A 16524-nucleotide genomic window follows, 5' to 3' on the forward strand; every position below is an offset into this window, starting at 1 on the left:
ACGGGCCGTGCAACCCGAAGTCCGTGAACAGCACAATCAAAGTTGCCAGCTCACCTCTGTTCGTCCTGCTGCAATGGGCTCGAGCATCATACGCGCCAATGATATCAGTGGGTTAGTTGAAAATTTCCGATCTCATTGGGTTGCGCTTGTTGCGTCGGATTTCCACCTATTCTCAACCATGCCCCTGCCCCCTCGGCGGACGCAACCCTCCGTCGATGGGAATGGCAAGTGCGCCCCCTTGGAGACCTGAGGCCGGCATGCGCGGGCGAACCGCACCACCCGTAGGCTGCCCGCTGAAAAATGGCCTGTAGCCCGACCGGCCGAACATGAGGAGAGGTCGGTGGTCAAGAAGACGACGAAGGCCGCCAAGTCCGCGAAGAAGCGCAAGCCGGCCCCGAAGAAGGCCGCGCCGAAGACGACCCAACGCGGCCGGTCGATCTCGGAGCGATTGCATGCCCTCGGCAAGGTGCGGAAGGCGGCCGAGGAATTTCTCAAGCTCCAGCTCGAGATCGATCACGCATGCGGCAAAGGCGGCCAGCTCGCGTTCGGCAAGTTCGGCGGGCGGCTGGCGGCCGCCAAGAGTGCTTGGGAAGATGCGATCTTGAACTCGGACAACGTCACGGACTGGGTTGCAGCTGCGCGCAAGGCCGCACATCTGCCATAGGATTAGCGCGGGCGATCGGGATCGAACCGCCGAGGCGGCCCGCCCTGGCGGGCCTTTGTTGCACACGTCGCCCAAATTTGCGTGCCCGGCCCACTTCTGACCGTTGCCAGATTGGTCCGCACCAGAGGCGCGCGACCATTGATCGTACGGCATCGTAGAAAATCGTAGGTTGGCGTACAAAATCGTACGCTTGGTAGCGGGGGAGCGCTACCGCTTTTCCCCACACCCGCCGGACCTGCGATATCTCATCCAGTCCTTCGCATGAGGCAGTTCTTGAGCCCGTTGCGGGTTCAGTTCTTACGCTCGTAGAGACGTACGCTGAAAGGCTACGAACCCTAGTATCGGGCAAAAGCGGCCGAATTCGCGGAAACTCGAACGGTGGCGCATGTTCGGCGCCACCATCGCAAGGCCGGCGTAACCACCGCAATCGTAGCGCTCTTACTGCCTCTGCAGGCTCGATCTGGAAGAGCCAGGTTTCCATCGCGCGGTAGCGAATCTTGGTCATCGAGATGATGATACAAAATGTCGGTCAAAATATTGACAAACCCGACACTTTGTATCATATTTGCCAGTATGCAATCAGCTCCTGAGACCCAGCAAGACCGCGCCATAACTCTGCTGAAAAAGCGGGGCATGGTTCGCCTTTCTGAATTTAAGGAGGCGGGCGTTACGGCGGCAACCGTGTCGCGAATGAGGGAGAAGGGGCTCGTCCTTCAACTCAGCAGGGGACTGTACCAGCTTCCCGATGTCTCGTTCGATACCCATCATGCGCTGGCTGAAGCCGCCAAGCTCGTCCCGAAAGGCGTTATCTGCCTCACCTCCGCGCTAGCGTTTCACGGACTAACCGATACGATCCCATCGCGCGTTTGGATGGCCATAGGTGCAAAGGATCGGCGGCCGCGAACCGAAACCCCTCCCCTCCAATTTGTGCGTTTCGGGGAGAAGGTTCTAACCTCTGGCATTGCAGAGCAAATGATCGAAGGCGTGCGGGTACGCGTCTACAATCCCGCCAAAACAGTAGTCGACCTGTTTCGTTACCGCCGGAGCGCTGGAAAGCGCTATCAAAAGAGTCCTGGCCTCAATCTCGCGCTCGAGGGTCTCAGAGAAGCACTGCGACAGCGCAAAGCGACCCCTGCCGAGATCGCCCGTTTCGCAAATGAAGCCGGTATCTGGAAGGTCGTTCAGCCGTATCTCGAGGCTATGACCGCCAATGCCTAAGAAGCCAAAACCTCCAATCAAGAACATGGGCTCGTCGGTTCGGGCACGGTTGCTCAACCTCTCGAAGCAGCGTCGTCAGCCGTTCGATTTGCTGCTCAACAATTACGTTCTCGAGCGGCTTATTTATCGCCTAAGTCAAACCAAACATCACGACCGTTTCATTCTGAAAGGAGCGATGCTGCTTACGAAGTGGTTCGAAGATCCGCTACGCCCGACAAGAGATTTGGACTTTCTGGCCATCGGCAATGACGATCAAGAGGAAATGGTGCGCATCTTCCAGGAGGTCTGCGCCGTCTCCTTTAACGATGGCGTCGTCTTCGATTCCGACAGCGTAAAGCTCGATCGTATCCGCGAAGAAACCGAATATGGCGGCCTACGCATTACGGCCAACGCTGTGATCGATACCGCCAAAGTTCGGATCGTGATTGATATCGCCTTTGGCGATTCCGTTGAGCCCGGTCTTCAGGAGATGGACTTGCCCGTTCTCTTGGACTTTCCGGCACCACATCTCCGCGCCTATGCCCGCGAGACAGTTATCGCCGAGAAATTTCAGGCGATGGTCATGTTGGGCCGTGCCAATAGTCGTATGAAAGACCTGTACGACGTCTGGGTCTTATCGCGCAACTTCGAGTTCAAAGATGGCAAGCTCCCACGAGCTATCGCCGCGACATTCGCTCGACGCAAGACCGAAATTCCCTCAGAGGCTCCGGATGCGCTGACAACGGCCTTTGCGGAAGACCCAACGAAAGCTCAGCAGTGGAATTCATTCAGTGAAGACGTCGCGTTTCGGCCTGGCACACTCGCTGCCGTGGTCAAAGACTTGTCCGCATTCCTAATGCCTCACGCGTCGGCGGCACGCTCGCTGGGCGAAACAAGATCGGCGTGAATGGGCCGTTCACTCGCGACCACATATATCAGCTTCCCTGCGCAAAGCATTCGCCGACACTAGGGAAAGCCAAAACTAGTCGTCGACCCTCCTGACATTGCGTCGGCGCGCAGCGAAAATCAGACTTTCAGCCGGAGGCTCTGGCGATGAGGAGCTTGCATTCGAGAAATCGGTGGCAAGGGAAAGAGCGCGACGAACATCGGCTACAGTTCTAGCCGCAAAAAATGTTGATATCTTGGTTGGAATCGTATCTGCCACCACTGCCCGAAGCCAATGGAACATCGCTTTACTCGTAAGGAACTTTACAGCCGTATCTGGTCAACGCCGATGACGCGAGTGGCTGCCGAGTTGGGCATCAATACGAGCCGGTTGAGCTCTCTGCTCCGCCGCGCCGGCATTCCGACGCCTCCATCCGGTTACTGGATCAAGAAGGAGTTCGGCAAAGCCGTGACTCAGCCACCCCGGCCTCCGGCTCCTCCAGATTGTCCCGAGCCTTTGGTGCTGGACACGGATGCGGAGACCACACGAGCACGACGTCCCGAAACTACAGCGCACAAAGCCGAGCCAGCGGCCCAAGTGCTTTCGGAAGTAGAGGCAACATCCGCACCGGCTGCTTCATCGCCGCCGGCCACACCTGCACCACGCCCGTCTCAGCCAACGACGCTCACCCGAGAAGACCTCTTGTTGCTGTGTGGAAAATGCCCATGTCGCGGTTGGCTGAACGGTACGGGATCAGCGACAATGGCATCGCCTAGATTTGTCGTCGGGAGGACATCCCATACCCGGCGCGGGGCTATTGGGCCAAACACGCGGTTGGCAAGGCGCCTGAGCGTACGCCACTACCGGAATCCGGCCGAACTCCCCGCCCGATCACAATTTGTCCGACGCCGCTTCCCGAACCGCCCCCAGACCTGCCGGACGACGTTCGCCGCCAGATGGAGGACATTCACGCAGAAGCGTCTTCGATGACTGTGACCGAACGCCTCGTGAAACCGCACGCGATTATTGCCGCTTGGCTGGCAGACCATGAGGAACGAAAGCGGCGTGCGCGCCAAGAACGCGATAGGATCGCGCGCCTGGCGCCGCTATCATAAGGCTGTGGCGCGGCAATGGCGCCGATCGTGTGGCACTTCCGAGCTGGAATATCAAAGGCTCAAAAAAAATTCCAGAAAGGTCAGCATTGCTGCCTTTTTGTCAAATCAGAGTCGCGGCAGGCTTAGGTACGACCAACGGGGTGGGGGCATGGAGATGAAGCGTTATTTCGTCATCGCTTTTTTGTCAGCTGCAATTCTGAGCGTTCCGGCATACGCTCAAACCAACAACAGTAATACCGGCCTCAATCGCGCGCGCGGTACCGTCGACAACATTCGCCAGGCCGATCCTCCCACTGTAAGTACCAGCACCGTGGTAACGCCGCAGGCACCGGTACACCAGATGCCCAATGGCGGCAGCGATGTGCATCGAATGCGAACAAACCCGCCGCCCTCTCCGTCAACAAGCGGACGCTAGCTCGGGGGCGAGCAGGACGCGAGGCGGTATGCCAGCGTCCTGAACGAGCCTCAGCTCATACCCGATCGCGCGACCACCCTTCCATTTGGAAGAGGGCGCGTTAGCCAGTTGTCGAATTGCAAGGCTACTGCGGGTGCTTCCCGAGGGGCATTCAATGCTAGTCGTCTGGAGTGCACAGCCTACCGCCGTCGTCCTGAGGTGCCCGGCGAAGCCGGGCCTCGAAGGATGAACGGCCCAATCGTACAACCGATCGGGAGCAACGCTCCCCTTCGAGGCTCGCCGCGCATTCGCGCGGCAAGCACCTCAGGGTGACGTGGAGAGTAGTCAACAACCCTTCAAATTGATCGAAGCGGTGCGAAAAATTCCGTTGCGCGTCCGTCTAATCGATGACGACGAGCAAGCCCATCCTCCCACCCGGGGAGGTGGCCTGTCCTGTTCAGAGGGGAAAACAATGTTCAGAAAAGCATTCGTTGCGGCCGTTGCTGCCGCTGCGCTGTCGTCATCAACGAACGCGGTACTGGCTCAATACAAGGGCCCGCCGATCATCGTTCAGACACCACAAAACACGCCGCCGCTGAATACGGATAACTTGAAGCCGCTGGTAGGCGTCACTCTGCCGGCAACACCTGCCGCGCCGCCCGCTGTCGCAGCTCCTGCTCGGGTCGCGCCAGCACGCCCCTGCGCCACCGGTGCGCAGTGCTAGAACTTCAGCTCCGGCCATACCCAGTCCATCATTGCCGGGCTTGACGCGGCAATCCAGCTTCCTCGCGGCGGAACGCAAGCGCTTGAAGTCGGATGCGGGTCAAGCCCGCGCACGACGCAAAATGCGGAGGCTCGCTGTGCTTGCCTTCGCACGACACCTCGGAGGTCTCAAAAATTGGGAGCAGTCGGATCAACCTTTCACATTGGCGGCGGAGGACTGATTATCGCCGTTTTGTACTTGATACTTGGGCCCGGAGCCATCGCCTATCATGTGTCGAGACGGGCATTCAACGCCTACAGCCGTCGGGCGACCAACCGGGCGACGCTCAGCCCCGTGGCAATCGAGACCGCCAAAAAGTGTCTGCCTTGGAACGCTGCCATAAGCCTGCTGCCGGCCCTGCCCGCTCTTCTCAACGCCTTGCACTGACACGACCCTGTCTTCTCCAGGATCAAAACTCGTTCATTCCCATTCTCGCTCCTCATGGAGAGGAGCGCGGCAAAGCCGCGCGTCCCCGAAGCATTGTGCATGCGTCTTCCGTCATTTCGCAATATAGCTGCGATAAATCCAGGCATCTGCCGCGGCGGCGGCTGGACGAGACTCGAGCGACATCATCGTGGAGCCCTCCCGAAGCCCGATCGTAGTCTGTTTTGTGGCTCGCGTTTCGACGCGTTTTGACTTCTCCGCCTCAACGATGAATCCATTGACTGCGCGGGCGGGCGGCGCCGGCAGATTTGAGGTCTTGCCCTCGCCAATCGCCTCCGTCACGCTGGCCCGGAGCAGCTTTGGCCACATCTTCCTGAACAAACCATTGGACGGATAGATATCGGCGCTGTTCACCTTGCCATTCACGGCGAACACGTAGCCGATGATATCGTCGCCCTGCTCGCCTTTTCCCTGCAACGCAGAGATATAGTCAGCCTGCTCGCGAGCAAGGCGATCGTTGAGCGACAGCTCCAGGCTGGTGTGCGATTGCGGCGCCGCAACCGCGACACCGAGATTGCTCGACAATTTATGCTGGATCTGTTCGACGCTCTTCCAAACCTGCTGCTGTCGCGAACCGCTCGGGACGGCCCCGTCGGCGGGCTTCGGCACGGCTGCTCTGGCCAACGCGAGCTTCGCGATGCGCGATGGCAAGCTGGCATTCGCACTCGAGAATGAGCGCGCGTCCTCATCACCGCGAGCCGACCATCGTCCGCTCTCGACACAGAACGAAGCGATCGGTATCGCGCCGGAGTGCGGCGGCAATAGCAGGCTGACGCTCAGAACGCGATCCTGCTGTCCGCCCTTCACGATATCGCCGGACTGAATGAAAACCCCCTCATCGCCGGTGTTCTCGACCTGCAGTTCGTTGACCTGGCCGGTCTCGCGCACCGTGATGGCCTTCCTGGCCAACGCCTCCTGCAAGGTGAGCGGCACCGGCCCGCTGCGCGACATGCCGTGCACGAAATAAATGGCCAGATTTCCATGCACCACGGGATCGGACAGGCGGTAGCCGCCGGACTCCGCGCCTTCCGCATGGGCGCCGCTTCCAAGCCGCAAACACAATGAGATCCCGATCAAGATCGTCTTCCATCGATTGGTCATGAGCACTCCTTCATTCAGACGGATGGCTTCCCTGGCGGAGGGATTAAACGGGTAGCTCCGGAAGGCTTGCCCCCGCCGCCACGAGCGTTAGACGGCCAGACGGGGAATTTTTGCCTCGACCGCAATTGACAGACGACTCGAAATCCGCTGCCGTTCGTCCGTCATTGCGCGCATGAGGCATCGGGGGACATGTGACCGCACGGACCGATCCAGAACGAGAGCTTCTTGAAGCTGCCCTTCGCGGAGAGGCGGCTGCGGCAGCCAGCCTGACGCGAGCCCTTGCCGACTTGGCATGGACAGCCTGCCTACACGTCGCCCCAGGTCGGACCGAAACCGAGACAGCCTTTCGGGAGGTCATGGCCGCGCTTTGCGCGAACGGCTTCGTGCGACTCAAGGGATTTGACGGACGGTCGCGCATGCGCGTGTACGCCACGCTCGTCGTGCGGGACCTGCTGTCGGAGCGGGTGGTCAAACTCCTGGCGCTCGATGCCGCCGCCGGCTGGCGCTCCTTCGAAGCCTTCTTTGCCGGCGACATCAGGCGCATCATCCACCGCAACCTGCCCGGCCAAGACCACCAGCAGAACCGCGAAGACGCCTATCAGTCCGTGTGCGAGGCGCTGCTGAAAAACGATCTGCAGAAACTGCGGGCCTATTCCGGCCGCGGCAGCCCCTCGGGCTTCATTCTCCAGGTCATCGAGAACATGGTCGTCGACTATGTGCGCACGATCGTGCCGCGAAGGCGTCTGCCGGCGTCCATCCAGCGGTTGTCGATGCTGGATCAGTCGGTTTTCCGCTTGCTCTACTGGGAGCGGCTTGCGCCCGACCATCGCATCCTGCTGCCCCACATCCCACGCTCCGAGCCCCCCTCCACCGCCGAGGAAGTTGCGCAAGCCATCGTCCGGGTCCGGGCGGCGCTCCCTCCAAGCTACTCTGTGGACGGCCATCGCCCCGACAAGCTGGTCGACATTTCGGCTGCGGATGAGACATTACTCGCCGGAAGCCCGGTAGATTGGGCGGAACCGACCCCTGAGGATCGGTTGATCGAGGGGCAACAGGCCAATCTGCTCGATCAAGCCTTGGCAGTGCTACACCAGGCACTGCCTAAGCTTAGTGCCATCGAGCGCCTTTACCTACAATATGCGCTACACGGCTATCCCGCGCGGGAGATCGCCCGACAGGCCGGACTGCCGGTCGAGACAGTCCACAAGCTGGCACAAAAGGTGAAAAAGACCTTGCGGGAAGAAATTGGCGGGACGGACGCGATCAAAAAATGGAGGCTGTCCGTCTAACGGATGGCAAGGAGTGTTCAGTAGTGGAAAAGAGCGACGTTGCCAGCCTGATCGAGGCGCTCTGCGACGCGGGGGCAGACGGACAGGCGGAGGCTTCAACCGCGATGCTAGCCTTGCGCCGCGAGGCAGCCAAGGCTCTGCTTGACTCTGCTCTGCTTGACCGTGCCGGAGCCGACGACGCCGCGGTCGTGGATCCCGACCGGGTGGCCGCAACCCTTGCGGCGCTGTTGTCGGGTGCGGACGCGGAGGCCGCGCTCCGGGCCCTTGCCGACCGGGCGATGCGCCTTAACGCGGAGTCGGCGTTCGCCTTCGTCGATGCTATCGAGCAATCCGCTGAGCCTGCACCCAGCCACCTCGTCGAGGATTTGATCTGCGCCGCTGTGCCAGCAACCTCCCGGGGAACTGCGGCCCCGAGCCTGCGACTGCGAATCGCAGACCGTTTCTGGCCGGCGCAACGCTGGCGACTCGTTGGCGCTTGCGTCGCGGTATTGATCGCGTCCGCCGCCTCGGTGTCGCTCTATTGGGAAGCGCCAGAGCGCCCGGCAATTCCTCACGCACCCGTTGCGACGAGCAAGATCACCACCAGCGCCCCAGCGATCGCCGCCGATGCGCCGGCGGCACCGAGCCCGGCCCTCGCCACAACCGAGCCGTGCGAGCTGCCTCCCCAAATCGGCATCCAAGCCGGCGCATCCGCACCGGACGAGAGCCGGCCGCCGGCCCACGCGGTTGAATCCGGTCACCATGGCACTGGAGACTGCAGCACAGCGCTCGGCAACCGATTGTCCGATACGGCCATCCAGCAGGAACTGGAGAGAGCCGATCAAGCCCGGCAAGCCGCCGCGGCACAGGCCGCCGCTGCCGCCGCCACGGCGGAGGGGGCGCGGAGGCACCCCGGACCGACTCATGCGGATCGGTCCGACGGCATGTTCGATGCGGAGCGACACCGGCCTGCCGCGGCTCGAGCGGCGCCCGCAGCGAAGCCCGCCGCGCCGGCGGCTGTCAGCCCATTGCACTAGTGCTGTTAGGCTATCCGGTTTATTTTCGGCGCTGATCACACCCGCTCCGTCGTTGGTCCAACAAATCCAGCTTCCTCGCAACGCGACGCGAACAGTTGAAGCCGGATGCGCGGGTCAAGCCCCGCGCATGACGCAGGTTATGTCAAAGCGCGCCGGAGCCTTAACGACAGCCGGATCCTCGCGTATCCGGCACGTTGCCTAATATTTTTCGGCAAAAAGTTCGGGCCGTCCGTCAAAGTCATTGTCGGGCGGGAAACGCTCGCCGATTTGGATCAATTCAACGAATTGGGAAGCTATGACAATGAAACTGGTCACGATCGCCTTCGCCGTCGCTGTACTCGGAGCCACGACTTCGGTCGCCCTCGCGCAGACCGCCGCTCAACACAATGGACCAGGAGGACCGCGTGAGCGCGTCCAGAACTTCGTCGGTCAACACGGACTGACACTGCCGCCGCCCCCGCCGACGCCTCCGTCAACGTCGACCACGACGGTCACCTCGCCTCCGGCGCAACCTCCGGGTCATCGCTGAGCGGATTCACTCCGGCTTGCCTTTCCCCGCGGGGGCGGTTGGCGGAGATGAGCGCTGCGAGGGTTTCGCCCCATACCATCGCAGCGCCCGTCTTTGGGACGGATACCGCGTCAATGTTGGAGTTGGAGAGATTGCCGTGATCATCGCATTCGCCGCAGTGTTCATCGCCTCAGCATCGCCTATCACACCCGCCATAGACACGACGAGAGCGCCCGGGGCCGAATTGACGCGGCCGGTGCCTGCACCGCATCGCCCGACCGTCTGCACGGAGCAATATGCCCCCGTGTGCGGGCGTATCGGGACTGTCACCAAGACCTTTTCCAACGCGTGCTTTGCCCGCGCCGTCGGCGCCAAAATCATCGCCGACGGGCCGTGCACGAAATAGCCGGCGATAGGAGCGCGAGCCGGCACAATCCGACCGCAGGCGTTTGCAGCACACAACAAGACCGTTCCACTGCCGTCATCGAATTGCTACGCTGACCGCTCTCCTGCTCGACCGCATCGTATTCTGACCACCCTGCTCCGGACCAGCCGCCCGTGATCGTCGGAATTGACCTTGGAACGACCAACAGCCTGGTCGGCGTCTGGCGCGACGGCGCCGCAGTGTTGATTCCCAACGCACTCGGCCACACCGTGACGCCTTCGGCCGTCAGCTTGGGGGACGATGGCGCGATCCTGGTCGGCTTGTCGGCGCGGGAGCGCCTGTCTACGCACCCCGCGCGCACGGTGACGGCGTTCAAACGCTACATGGGCACCGACCGCCTGTCGTTCCTGGGCGACAAGGGCTACCGGCCGGAAGAACTCTCGGCGCTGGTGCTGCGCTCCCTCAAGGCCGACGCCGAAGCCTATCTCCGCGAATCCGTCGACGAGGCAGTCATCACGGTGCCGGCCTACTTCAACGACCTGCAGCGCAAGGCGACCAAGACTGCCGGCGCGCTTGCCGGGCTGAGGGTCAACCGGCTGCTTACCGAACCGACCGCCGCAGCGCTCGCCTACGGCCGCAACGTGCAGGCCGACGACGAATTGCTGCTGGTAGCCGATCTCGGCGGCGGGACCTTTGACGTCTCGCTGTTGCACCGCTTCGAAGGCATCGTGGAGGTGCGGGCGACCGCTGGCGATACCTGGCTGGGCGGCGAAGACTTCGTCGACGCCATCGAGGCCGCGTTCAAGGCCCGGCCCGGTGGCGACGTTCAAGTCACGCCGGCCGCGTTGCGGCGCCAGGCTGAACTTGCCAAGCGCCGATTGAGCGCGGAGGAAACCGCGACCATCTCGATCATGCATGACGGCAAGCCGATCGACTGGACTCTCGGGCGCGAGCAATTCGAGGCGATCTGCGAGCCCTTGCTGGTGCGAGTTCGCGCGCCGATCGAGCGTGCGCTGCGTGACGCCAAGGTCGACCCCGATTCGCTGTCGCGGATTGTGCTGGCCGGCGGCGCATCGCAAATGCCCGCCTTTCGAAGATTGATCGCGCGCCTGTTCCGCCGCCTCCCGGTTTACCAGATCAACCCCGAGGAGGTGGTGGCCCGCGGCGCGGCCGTGCGCGCCGGCATGATTGCCCGCGACGCTGCTCTCGAGGAAACGGTGATGACCGATGTCGCTCCGTTCACGCTCGGCATCGAAACCGAGATCCAGCACGGCGAGCACTCGGGCGAACGCTCATATGGCATTTACATGCCCATCATCGAACGGAATACCGTGATCCCCGCAAGCCGGAGCAACGTCGTCACCACCGTGAGGAACAACCAGCGGGCGATGACGCTGCGCGTCTTTCAAGGCGAAGCCCGGCTGGTCAAGGACAACGTCCTGCTCGGTGAGCTTGTGATCAAGCTGCCGCCCGGTCCGGCCGGGCAGGAAAAGGTCGACGTCCGTTTCACGTACGACTCCTCCGGCCTTCTGGAGGTGCGGGCCACGACGCTCAGCACCAGCCGGGTCGAGACGCTGGTGATCGAGGGAAATCCCGGCCTGTTGCAGCCCGACGAGATCGCGCGTCGGCTTTCGGAGCTTGCCAAACTCAGGATCCATCCCCGTGATGACGCGCAGAACAGCGCTCTGGTCGCGCGCGCCGAGCGCCTGTTCGAAGAGCGCCTGGGCGACGAACGCACGGCCATCGGCAATGCGCTTGCGCATTTCATCGCGGTGCTCGATCGTCAAAATCCGGACGAGATCGGTGAGGCGCGTAGAAGCCTCGCGGGCCTCGTCGAGCAACTCGACCGCACGTTCCTCCTGTAAGAGCTGGCGCGAATGTGGGACGAACTCGGTATCAGTCCCTGCAACGATCCGAAGGCCATCAGGCGCGCTTATGCGGCGCAATTAAAGAAACGCAGCCCTGACAACGATCCTGCGGGCTTCGCGCGCTTACGCGCTGCGCTGGAGGCGGCGCTTGAAGCAGCCTTGGAAGAAGCCCCGGCCGAGGAGGCGAACGCCGAATTGACGTCTCCGTCGACCGACGTGTCCCGCGCGGATCCATTCGATTTTGCAGATCAGCCGGAAATCGGCCAGCCCCTATGGAATCACCCCATTCAGCGCGCCGACCAGCCGGCCGCCATGGGCGCCGTCGCCGACACCACGACGGGCTCGTTCAATGAATCGCCCCCCGACTTCGCATTGTTGGGCGAGCTGGATTCCGCGCTCGGCCACCATGACGTCGTAGCCGCGCTCAGCCTTTACTATCGGGCGTCTGCAACCGGCGCGATACCGCTTCACGGCGCGCCTCCCCTGCTCGACCGGTTGTTCGCTCAGGTCATCGCAGAGCCGACGATCAGCCGCGCAGCTTTCCGCGACCTCGCTCGCATATCGGGCTGGGACCAGCCCGCGGCCGACTTGACCACGACGAGCCACATCCGTCGGCGTGTGCTGGCGCGCCTTGCGGCTGAGGATTGGTACGATTCGCTCATCGCCCTGGCGGAACGGCGCGTCACGACGTCCCGCAAGACAGCTAGACTTGCGCGCCTGATGCTGGGAAGGATCGGCACGCGCTGGATGCCGTGGATCGATCGACCGGCGCTCAAAATGATGCTCAATGCGTTCCGCACGCACGAGACATGGCTGTCGGACCGAATCAGCCCCGCTTGGGCGAGGGTCCTGGAAAGGCGGTGGCGCCGCGGCGAGATCGCCTGGATGATCGTTCTTGCCTTTTTCCCGGCAGCGATCCTGTTCGGCTGGCTTCGCCTGCTCGTCATCGGCGTCGCGAACGGAGAGTCCTCAGCCGGCACGGTCCTGGTAACCCCGCTGGTCGTCGCCTTCACGCTATGGGTTTTGGCGCTGCTCGCGCGAACGATTCGTGAGGCCATCCGCTTCCCCTCAGGCGCAACCGGATCTGATCCACCGGATGAACTCACGGCTCGGCTGGATTGGCTGGAGCGGCAGGCCGAGCTTGCGTATGAGGCAATATATCAAGAGCCCACCGGAACCCAGGCATCCGCCCGATACAGCGACGCCAAGGAATTTCTTCACGATGCCATTGCGCTCGCGCAGCAGCTTGGTCGCACTGCGACGGTTGAGCGCCTGTCGCAACGTCTTGCCGCGATCAAGGCCGTTTACCGTTCGCAATTTACAGACCCGTGAGACGATGTTCTCGATCTCACTGGGCTGCGTGGTGATAACTGGAGCGACGCGAACCCCGACCCTATTGTTTTTGTGCCTTCGCAGCTGCCGGAGGCTCGATAAGTTCGGCTACATTCCATAAGCATCATTCCGCTCATTACGCGAAGGTTGCTCGACGGACGCGCACTCGCGAGCGGACCGAGGCGCAACCATCTGCCGCACAAATCATAGAAAATCGTAGCTTGGCGCGCAAAATCGCAGGATTGGTAGCGGGGGAGCGACTCGAACCCCCGACATCAGCGCTCTTCACCCTTACTCTGTACAGCAGCCCCTATCCTACCGGCGACACGAAAGCAGGTCGGTTCGGAATGCCGACAAGTGAGATCAGCTTCTCGGTCGCGGGTGGCGGCGCTGCTTTCGCCAATTAGATCGTGTCGAGCCCGGCGTCTGCGTCGCGCCTCGAACCGATTGTTCAGACGTGTCGTCGATAGATTTTTCTTGATCTCCCGGTGAGGGTGACAGCGTCAACGCCGAGGCGGCTCGCGAGCTGCCGCTGGCCGCTCCCGGGCACCTCCTGAATGGCGGCCATGACCCCATAAAGCATTGGTGTCAGATCCTCATGCACGAGAATCTCAGCTGTCACGCCAAGGCAGATCTGGTGAAAGCGACGTGCCAGATGCGCGGGCACTCTGTGCGATGACAGCACCTTTGTTGACTTTGCGTTTGGTCTAGAGCGGGGCTCGTGCATGAAATTCCCGAGCACAATAATAAGAATATTTATGATTAGAATACTAATTATATAATCTGTCAACGACCTCCTGCGCAGGTGGCTCGCATCATCCTGCCCATTGGCCGCTTTCGCCAGATCACCTGATAGTCGTCGGGACGACCTAGGCCAAGCCTGCAAGGTCACCTAGTGCGCCGGCCCCTTTGAGACATGCCGACGGACCCTGAAAAGGTCTGCTGATGTTGAGGGTTTCGGATGACGGCCGATCGAGATGGAGCGCCGAGCACCGGGGCCGTCGTCCGAAAGCCGCCAAGGAACGAACCCGCGCGAGATGGTGCGCGGAAAGTGCCGCGCACTCGGCTATGGGGATTTGAGTGACGAGGAAGGTGCGTGCGACGGATCGCAATGGGCTCGAGGGCGAGCGATGACGCGTCTGGTGGGAGGCAGAGGCGGGTGTCGCCAGCAAAGACGGTAGCAATTTCGCCCTATCGCATCTTCCGCCACCGTCTGTGAAATGCCCCTAAGGCATCGGCACTCCGGTGCCCAAGATCGCGTTCAGCGTAGCTATCGCGCCGGTGGCAGCTAAGTTGCCTGCGGCGCCCACCAGGATGCTTTTGACATCAGTTAGGAGACCACGAACTGTCGATCCGCTTTCGGTAGCGTTCCATCTCAACAGACGCTCGATTTCGTCGAGGCGCGCCGCCAGTGTTTCCGTATCGATTCCGCATTCATCAAATTCAGGAAGTCGCTTTCGAAGTTGACCGACAAGGTCTTGGGTAAGCGTGGCGTTTATTCCCGACGCAGTGATATCGCCTGCCACGTTTCCGGATCCCAAATTTCCCGCAAAGGAACCGATATTTGCAATATTGATAGTGGTACTTGCGGCTTGAGCAGCCTTCTTTTCGGCCGGCTCAAAGCTGAATTCGGACCCGTGAACGCCAGCCTTTTCCATCTCTAATGCCCAGTCCAGTACCATTGTGCGAACGCGATCTATTATCGCAACAAACGCTCTTATCGACCTCGAGAACGGCCAACCATCCGTGGGTACCATTTGATTGATTGAGCTTCTCCAGAATGCCGTCCGGATAAGAAATTTGAAACGAACCGTTCTTTCCCGCGTCACCGATCATTTGCTCGATCGCAGCCACTGAATTTCCGACGGCACGGCGAGATAGCTGTTCAATGAAGCCGCCTATTGGTTCCCAACCGCGGACCGGATTCTGGGACATCGGACGTCCATGGACGATCCTGTACTCCGGCACTGGACCGTTATAGCCGCTCAACTCGGATTCAACCCAATCCTCCACCGTACCGAGCCCGAGCTTTGCAGCAGCTAGTTTTACCTTTCTTAGAATCGTGCTGACACGCACCTGATCATCGACAGCGTCCCGCTGTATTTGCTCGATTATAGAAGGCATTGCGCGATTCCCGTTTCAGTTGCGCTTCTCTATCAGAAGAACGGGGGCACTGGAAACTGGGGGAGCCCGCCGGCCACAGACAAGCAACCGGCGGGCAATATGCTCAACGCGGATGACCCCCGATCAGGCGCAGTCGTTGCCCCCGACCAGAGCGATAACGGAGGCCGACTTTTTCTCCGGCTCATCGACGGCGAGGAAGTCCGTCACAAGCTGCGTTGTCAGCCGCAGGACAATCAGTGCGTCCTCGCTGTCTTCGGGAAGCTGGCACGCAAGCTGGAGGGCGTGCCGACGGTGGTGCGATAGGTCCTTTGCCATTAGATCGTCTCCACGGCATGGGCGATATTTTTCAGCGCGCCGTCGATCGAGAACAGGAGCGCCTCGAACCTGCCATCCTCTGAAAAGTCCTCGCTCATCGGGCCATCGTCGTCCAGAAGGATGTAGTGGAGCAACGCGCGAAGGCCGGGCACTGACGTGGGCGCGGTCGAGAGCAACGCATCGAGACGTTCAAGAGCAGCGTCCCAGGCATCGCCGACGACATCATCGACATCGCCGAGGACGGCGGAATGGTGACTAAGTGCGACGTCTAGCTCCGCATGCGCCCGGTCCCGCTGCTGGTCGGACAAGATCGGGCACGCATCGATCTGCTGGTGGCTAGCCTCCTAATGGTCGGGTCACAGCCGGTGGCGAGGTGGCACCCTTGCCGCCGGCTTACATTTTCTGTAAACTGAAAATATGAAGAAGTCAATTTCAGTAAACAAAAAATCCAGAGGCCGCCCGAAGAAGAAAGGTGGCGTTCACCCAGTCACAGCGGTGAGGCTTCCACCCGAGCTAGGCCACGCGGTCGATCGCTGGGCGGGAGCTCAGGATGACGCCCCTACCCGTTCCGAGGCCGTCCGCCGGCTGGTCGAGCTTGGGCTGAAGGCGAGGAAATGACAATCGTCGGCTTGGAGGAGCTAGCAGAAATGGCGGTGCAGCTAGAATCCGCCGCGCGTAAGCTTGCACCGACGCCGGAGCGCAATGAACTACTTCGAAACGTCGCCCGATTTCGTGTGCAGTTGACTGCGATACTGTCGGAGCGGAGGGCAAAGGGCAAATGAACGAGCTGGCACTCGGATGAATCCCGGTTCCGCTCGAGATCGGGCTGGAGGCCCAAGCGGTAGCTAGCGCTTGCGCCGCATGGGCAGGACTAGGCCGGTCCGCCGTGTCGGAGGGAGTGTCGGCTTGGGCGTCTTGGGCTCGCCAGGGAATAGAGGTGTCCAGACCTTCTCATCATCGCCAGCGCTGTAAACAGCGTCCGACCAGTCCCAGGTCGTTTCGGCTTTGGACCAAGGGATTTCGGCCTCGGGCTGATCGTTTTCATCGACCTTAATCGGCACTGCCACGGCGGGATCATCCCAATAGACTCCGCCGGACGGCAATTCTAGGTACTCGCAGGCAC

At 61.3% G+C, this 16524-nt stretch carries 15 protein-coding genes; 9 read left to right on the forward strand and 6 right to left on the reverse strand.

The annotated features are described in order from the left end of the window. Positions 1–340: 340 nt before the first annotated feature. The 4 genes from ACFFWD_RS13055 to ACFFWD_RS13070 all read left to right on the forward strand — a co-directional run bounded on the left by ACFFWD_RS13055 (position 341) and on the right by ACFFWD_RS13070 (position 4277). Positions 341–664 (forward strand): hypothetical protein, encoded by a 324-nt coding sequence (locus ACFFWD_RS13055; protein WP_376965598.1) that lies wholly within the window; start codon positions 341–343, stop codon positions 662–664. 573 nt (positions 665–1237) lie between these two features. After that, complete coding sequence (locus tag ACFFWD_RS13060; protein ID WP_376965626.1) at positions 1238–1882, forward strand: type IV toxin-antitoxin system AbiEi family antitoxin domain-containing protein; 645 nt, start codon at positions 1238–1240, stop codon at positions 1880–1882. Further along, the gene (locus ACFFWD_RS13065) at positions 1875–2768 is read left to right on the forward strand and encodes a nucleotidyl transferase AbiEii/AbiGii toxin family protein (RefSeq protein ID WP_376965600.1); all 894 of its coding nucleotides are present in this window, start codon (positions 1875–1877) and stop codon (positions 2766–2768) included. The genes ACFFWD_RS13060 and ACFFWD_RS13065 overlap by 8 nt, the downstream gene beginning before the upstream one ends. Positions 2769–3794: 1026 nt before the next feature. Next, on the forward strand, positions 3795–4277 hold the full coding sequence (locus ACFFWD_RS13070) for a hypothetical protein (RefSeq protein WP_376965602.1): 483 nt from the start codon (positions 3795–3797) through the stop codon (positions 4275–4277). A gap of 1240 nt (positions 4278–5517) precedes the next feature. Here the strand turns inward: ACFFWD_RS13070 and ACFFWD_RS13075 are convergent. Further along, entirely contained in the window at positions 5518–6564 is a 1047-nt protein-coding gene (locus ACFFWD_RS13075; protein ID WP_376965604.1) for an ARPP-1 family domain-containing protein, read from the reverse strand. 356 nt (positions 6565–6920) lie between these two features. Between ACFFWD_RS13075 and ACFFWD_RS13080 the strand changes: the two genes are divergently transcribed. The 5 genes from ACFFWD_RS13080 to ACFFWD_RS13100 all read left to right on the forward strand — a co-directional run bounded on the left by ACFFWD_RS13080 (position 6921) and on the right by ACFFWD_RS13100 (position 12962). Next, positions 6921–7853, forward strand: a complete 933-nt coding sequence (locus tag ACFFWD_RS13080) for an RNA polymerase sigma factor (RefSeq protein WP_376965606.1) — start codon at positions 6921–6923, stop codon at positions 7851–7853. Positions 7854–7876: 23 nt separating this feature from the next. Continuing rightward, positions 7877–8869, forward strand: a complete 993-nt coding sequence (locus ACFFWD_RS13085) for a hypothetical protein (protein ID WP_376965608.1) — start codon at positions 7877–7879, stop codon at positions 8867–8869. Between the two features lie 665 nt (positions 8870–9534). Next, a complete protein-coding gene (locus ACFFWD_RS13090) occupies positions 9535–9783 on the forward strand; it encodes a hypothetical protein (RefSeq protein WP_376965610.1) in 249 nt (82 codons plus the stop codon). Positions 9784–9935: 152 nt separating this feature from the next. After that, positions 9936–11627 (forward strand): Hsp70 family protein, encoded by a 1692-nt coding sequence (locus ACFFWD_RS13095; protein ID WP_376965612.1) that lies wholly within the window; start codon positions 9936–9938, stop codon positions 11625–11627. A 12-nt stretch (positions 11628–11639) separates the two neighbouring features. Continuing rightward, on the forward strand, positions 11640–12962 hold the full coding sequence (locus ACFFWD_RS13100) for a hypothetical protein (protein ID WP_376965614.1): 1323 nt from the start codon (positions 11640–11642) through the stop codon (positions 12960–12962). A 1226-nt stretch (positions 12963–14188) separates the two neighbouring features. Here the strand turns inward: ACFFWD_RS13100 and ACFFWD_RS13105 are convergent. The 5 genes from ACFFWD_RS13105 to ACFFWD_RS13125 all read right to left on the reverse strand — a co-directional run. Then, the gene (locus tag ACFFWD_RS13105; RefSeq protein WP_376965616.1) at positions 14189–14644 is read right to left on the reverse strand and encodes a hypothetical protein; all 456 of its coding nucleotides are present in this window, start codon (positions 14642–14644) and stop codon (positions 14189–14191) included. After that, positions 14580–15086 carry an AbiTii domain-containing protein gene (locus tag ACFFWD_RS13110; protein ID WP_376965618.1) on the reverse strand — a complete coding sequence of 169 codons (507 nt, stop codon included), beginning with the start codon at positions 15084–15086 and terminating at the stop codon, positions 14580–14582. Before ACFFWD_RS13110 ends, ACFFWD_RS13105 begins: the two co-directional genes overlap by 65 nt. 123 nt (positions 15087–15209) lie before the next feature. Beyond that, complete coding sequence (locus ACFFWD_RS13115; protein ID WP_376965620.1) at positions 15210–15401, reverse strand: hypothetical protein; 192 nt, start codon at positions 15399–15401, stop codon at positions 15210–15212. Then, on the reverse strand, positions 15401–15709 hold the full coding sequence (locus ACFFWD_RS13120) for a hypothetical protein (protein WP_376965622.1): 309 nt from the start codon (positions 15707–15709) through the stop codon (positions 15401–15403). Before ACFFWD_RS13120 ends, ACFFWD_RS13115 begins: the two co-directional genes overlap by 1 nt. Before the next feature lie 537 nt (positions 15710–16246). Further along, positions 16247–16524 (reverse strand): hypothetical protein (locus tag ACFFWD_RS13125; RefSeq protein WP_376965624.1); only part of this gene is annotated, 278 nt, incomplete at its 5' end.

This window comes from Bradyrhizobium erythrophlei, from assembly GCF_042430365.1.
In the GTDB taxonomy this organism is placed as follows: domain Bacteria; phylum Pseudomonadota; class Alphaproteobacteria; order Rhizobiales; family Xanthobacteraceae; genus Bradyrhizobium; species Bradyrhizobium erythrophlei.